Below are 5,770 nucleotides of genomic sequence, written 5' to 3'. Positions count from 1 at the left end.
GTACCGCCGACACTTACCTGCGATCCCGCTGTCGTTCCCGCAAGCGTTATGGTCGTACCACTGGTCACAAGGGTCAGGATGTCCTCGCCCGAAACACCACCCGAGGCGATGCTGACCGTCAATGTCCCGTGATTAAAGTGTGTCGAGTCAATATCTGTGACCAATGCATTCTGACCGGCATCAAGCTTGATCGTCTCGCCCTTGGTGTAATTGACACTATCACCAGAAAGCCCGCCAATCGTCGGGGCATCATTCACACCGGTGATATTGATCGTACCATCGATCGCCTGTGCAGTGGCGGTACCATCACTGGTCGTGACTGTATAGGTCGCAACCCCTGTCCCCGCCGCATTCGCAGCCCCGGTATACTGAATATTGCTTGTGGTATCGAGATAGGTGTTGATATCTGCCGCACTGCCAACAAGCTTAACGGTTGTGCCATCGACCAGCGTCGCGGTCACACCATTCCCGACATTTGCACCACTGGCCGGGGTTCCGAACGTCCCGGCAGAAGCAACAATTGTCACCGTCAGATTGTCACCGTCGATATCGCCAAAATTGATATCCGACAGCCGGAAGTTGCCTGCCGTATCTTCGGTCACCGAAACGACCGTGGTTCCGCCATTGGCTGTATCCACATTCGCTGTCGGCGCATCATTGATGTTGCTAACCACAAGGCTGGCAGAGGCCGTCTGGGACGAGAATGCCGTTGTGCCACCATTGGTCGTCGTATCTGCAGTTCCCTTGACCGCGCCACTTGTCGCAGTACCGGATGTCTGATCCCACGCCCGGAAGGAAAGCGTCGCAGTTTCCCCCTTGATAGTATCAGGCACATAGCGAAGCTGTGCCGTACTTGACAGCAACACAGCCGAACCAGCACTTACCGACCCGACATTATGCCAGTTCGCACCACTATCGGTCGAATACTGCCAGGTTCCATTCCCCGTCAGACCGGTAATCGCGATCCCGCTTGAGGCTCCACTATCAACATCCGCACCTGATGCTGATGTCAGGATGGACGACACCGCCGTCGCACCACTCGTGGTATCCTCGTTGGTACCGGTCAGGGTTACCGTCGCACCATCGGTAATCGTCGGGGCATCATTCACACCTGTGACATTGACTGCAACAGTGCCAAGCGTCACGTCACTGCCACCACCTGTGCCGGTATTCCCACCATCATTGGCCTTGATGGTCAGGGTCGCAACATTAGCCCCCGTCGCGTTTGCCGCACTGGTATATTTGATGTTCGAGGCCGTGTTCAGATAGGTGTCAATATTGGCAACCGTACCCGTCAGAGTCAAAGCACTCGACGTACCACTCACCGTCACACCGCCTGAACCCGTTGCCGCCAGCGTTCCCGCACTTGCGTTAATCGTGACGGTAATGGTGCCAGAACCGGCATCCGCATCCGAAATCGTGATCGCCGAAAGATCGACATTGCTTGCGGTATCTTCCGTCACCGTTACCGAGCTCGGTACTCCTGACGCCGTCGGCGCATCGTTAACCTGTGTAACGGCAATGGTACGCGTCGCACTGTTGGAGATGCTGTCACCATCTGTGAAAGTGACAGAAACTGTGCGGGACGCATCGCCTGGTGCGTCAGAACCATTGCTATAGGAAAGCGAACGCAAAGCTGCAATGACAGCTGTCTGATCTGCCGATGCGTTAAAGGTCAAGGTCAGGGTATTACTGCTCGTAACCGAACCACCCGACACATTGACGGTGCCAATAACGGTCGTGCCATTACGCAGGTTCGTTCCAGATACGTTAATCCCGCTATCTGTTCCTGTCGGCAAACCGATACCGTCCGTTGCGGCGGCATTTGCCGAAATCGATACAGATAATGTTGCACCATTATAATTGGCTTCGGGATCCGAGATCGATCCGGTCGGGAATATCTGGGTCGCGGCATCCCCCTCGGTAAAGGTCAGATTGCCGCTATCAAGCGTCAGTGTCGGTTGGCCGTTCACCGCAATTGAAACAGTGTCCGTCGCAGTGGAAAATGCCGTGGTGCCGCCATTGGATGAAACATTAACGGTCGTTCCGGCGGTCCCGCTGCTCTGATCCCATGCACGTATTGTCAAACCAGACGCGTCTGTTCCAGCCGATGACGGCTGGAAATAAAGTCTGTCGGTTGACCGCAAAAGCAACGCCCCGGCGTCCGAGGCACTGGTCAGTGCCGTCCAGCTGGTGCCGCCATCTGTCGAATAGAACCAGCTTCCTTTTGTCGTGCTGATCCCGGTAATCGCCACACCCGTCGTCGTCGTGCCATCGACGTCCGTCATGTTGCTCAGACTGCCACCGATATCAACAAGGCTTGACACCAGAACCGACCCGCTGGTCGATCCGTTTTGAGGCGCACCCTGCGTGTCGGCCACATTAATTGCCGGTGAGGCAGCCGTCGACAATACCGGGGCGTCGTTGACCGCCGTCACATTAAGCGCGATTGAACCGTTGGTCGGTCCGGTGCTGCTATTATCGCGGATCTGGGTAGCAATCGTGATGTTCTGATCCCAGTTTGCGGCTGGCGTGAAGGCCACGGCGGCCAATGCGGCATTCACATCGGTAACCGTGCCGGTCACCGTCCACACACCGTTGCTGAAGCTTGATGTCGACGATCCGAATGTGCCGGTCGTCAAAGAACCGGCATTTGAATCGCTCAGCGTCAGGGTTGCGGTGATCGTATCGCCGCTATCCGCATCACTAACAACAATAGGGTCAAGCGCAACAGAGATGGCATCCTCGGTATAGGTCTTGTTCTGCGTCAGATTGGTCGCGGTTGGGGCGTCGTTGACACTGTTAACCACGATTTTGGCTGATGCGGAATTGGCTGAAAACGCTGTTGATCCGCCGTTGCTGGTGACATCGGCTGTTGCTTTTGAACCATTCGTGCTTGCCGACCCACTGGTCTGATCCCATCCACGGAAAGTAAAGTTCGCCGTCTCGCCATTATTGCCATCGGGCACATAACGCACCTGCGATGAACTTGCCAGCAACAAGGCGGCACTGCTACTGACCGTCCCAAAATTGGTCCAGGTCGTACCATCAGTCGAATATTGCCAGATCCCATTGCCGGTCACGCCAGTAATCGCAATCCCCGATGAAGCACTGGTATCCACGTCTGCATAGCTAACAGAGGACAGGAACGACGAGATCGTAGTACCCGAGCTTGTTGTATCTTCGGTCGTTGCCGTCAGGCTGGCTTCACTGCCATTGGTAACGGACGGCGCGTCATTCGCCGCCGTCACATCCAGCGTAATGGTGCCATCTGCCGGGCCGGTATCCGCCGCATCACGAATACGGGTCGTGATCGTCACATCCTGATCCCAGTTCGCCACAGGCGTGAAGGCCACGGCGGCCAATGCGGCATTCACATCCGTGACCGATCCCGAAACCGTCCACACACCGTTACTGAAACTTGACGTAGACGATCCGAATGTGCCGGTCGTCAAAGAACCGGCACTTGAATTGCTCAGCGTCAGGGTTGCGGTGATTGTTTCGTTGCTATCAACATCTGTGACGACGATGTCACCAAGCGCAACAGAGCTGTCATCCTCGGTATAGGTCTGGGTCTGCGTTAGATTGGTGGCAGTTGGCGCATCATTGACCGCCGTCACATTAAGCGCAATTGACCCGTTGGTCGGTCCGGTATTACTGTTATCGCGGATCTGGGTAGTGATCGTGACGTTTTGATCCCAGTTGGACGATGGCGTAAACGATACCGCTGCCAGAGCCGCATTCACATCGGTGACGGTCCCTGTCACCGTCCATACACCTGTTCCTGAATTATAGCTTGATGAGGACGATCCGAACGTCCCCGTCGTCAGCACACCGGCATTTGCATTGCTCAGTGTCAGGGTTGCCGTGATCGTGTCGCCGCTATCCGCATCACTAACAACAATAGCGTCAAGCGCAACAGAGCTGTCACCTTCGGTATAGGTCTTGTTCTGTGTCAGGTTGGTTGCCGTCGGCGCAGCATTCGCCCCGACCGCTGCCGAAATATTGATGTCATCGAAATTAAAAGTATTTCCGGTCGCAAGAGTAATAGTGTAACTGTCAATGTTTCCAAAAGCAGCAATGCTTCCGACGTTAATGGTCCCAAACACGCCAGGGCTCGGAAGCGTCCCATTCGCTGTTGCCCCCGTCACCGCCACCCCATCCTTGTAGCCGGTGATCGTATAGCCCTCATTTCCGGTGGTACCACTGCTCACTGTCAGACTGTTCAGCTTGAACTCGGAGCCATCATTACTGCTGATTGTAACGCTGCCGCCATTACCAAAAAACAATGCCGAAACCGACTTGGTAGTATCATTAAACGTCAACATAAGCCCGGTCGTGGTAAAATCCCATCCGGTACCGCCAACATTCGTTTCTGTCTGGCTTGAGAGGCCAGAGTAATCTCCTGTTGAAAAGTCAGTCACTCCAATACTTGGCGCAGCAAGAACACGATCATATGACTCTGTTGAGGCTTGGGCAAAAATAACGCCCGCCTCGACCTCTCCGCTGGATGCTTCCAGATCCCAGTCACCGCCCAGGGCGGTTGCCCCGGTTGCATCGTCGGAGGCCAGAATGTCCGCGCCGGTTGCTGATGCAAGTTGGTCAAGAAAGGCCTGTCCACTGCCGTCAGCACCAACGTTACAGCCATAAAGAACGATATCGCCACTTTCCGAGAGCGCATCGCCAATCGCCTGCAAGGCGGAAAGGTTGGCATCAAGTGTGTCTATCGTGAGCGCCCCACCCGACAGGTTCAGTGTCCCCGTCGCCCCGTGGCTGAGGATATGCAACCCGTCAATGCCAGACATCCCGTCAAGCACGGACGCAATGTCTGCGATTGTCGCATTTTGCTGCAACAGGATAACTTCAACATCCGAACCCAGACCGGCAATGAGAGTTTGATAGTCCTGCACCCCAGGATCAACAATCACGACTTCCTTACGATCCGCTTGCCCTGCTGCGCCAACAACTGCCGCTGGGATATCTGTATCCGCGTCTTGGGAGGCGGCCGCATCTGAGCCACCCTGGTTTGAGCCATTTTCTGCCTCCGCTTGGGCGGCCGCATCTTGCGCCGCCTCTGCCCCGGTAGCAGCCCCCGCCGCGTCAAACATGAAACGTGGCTCAAGTGCGATCGCAGGAACTGCGTCAAATCCGGTTTCGGCACGATCAAGGATGCCTTCTTGCGTGGGGCGCGTGGCATTTGATGGCATTTAGCAAGGCTCCTTAAGGCATAAGGCACGACAACTTGAAAACCGCCGGTCATTTTGGCAGCTATCCCGAAAGGTGTTTTAAGCAAGTTTTCTCAACACCATCCAGCAAATTGCATCAATGTCAGAAAAAGTCAGATTCCAACTTTAGAAAAATACGGTCCGCCAACCAAACCGCTGGGATAATCCGTATAGACATCACGATGAAACCAGCAACCTGCACAACCAAAAAATGACTATATTTCAGTCTATTGAAGAGTTTCGTGCGACAACAAGCAGCCTTTGGCTTCCCGTCTCTTGTAATAGACAGGAAGCCAAAACACTGACGAAGTCGCTAATATCAACTGCAGGCACAAACAGTCATCAGGCTGGAACTTTATGGAGCATCAAAGCAGCGGCAAGCTGTTCGGCCTCAAGATCGGGCATCCCCCCAAAGGCCGCCAACTGAGCACTGAAGTCTGCTGACACGGCAAATGCCAGTTCTGATAATTCGGCCTGCTCGGCCTCCCCATCCTCAAGCGCCGCCTGATCGCCGTTACCGCCAGCAGCAGCGCCACCGTCCGGAC

General features: G+C 55.0%; 2 protein-coding genes. Both read right to left on the bottom strand.

The window, feature by feature from the left end:
• Positions 1 to 5,207, bottom strand: a 5,207-nt coding sequence (locus TH19_RS22280) for a DUF4347 domain-containing protein (protein ID WP_114104551.1), incomplete at its 3' end; no start/stop codon positions are given.
• A gap of 360 nt (positions 5,208 to 5,567) precedes the next feature.
• The coding region (locus tag TH19_RS22830) for a hypothetical protein (RefSeq protein WP_181846525.1) at positions 5,568 to 5,770 on the bottom strand (203 nt) is incomplete at its 5' end.

This window comes from Thalassospira profundimaris (assembly GCF_003326675.1).
Taxonomy (GTDB): Bacteria; Pseudomonadota; Alphaproteobacteria; order Rhodospirillales; family Thalassospiraceae; genus Thalassospira; species Thalassospira aquimaris.
This window is presented reverse-complemented; position numbering and strand designations above follow the sequence as displayed.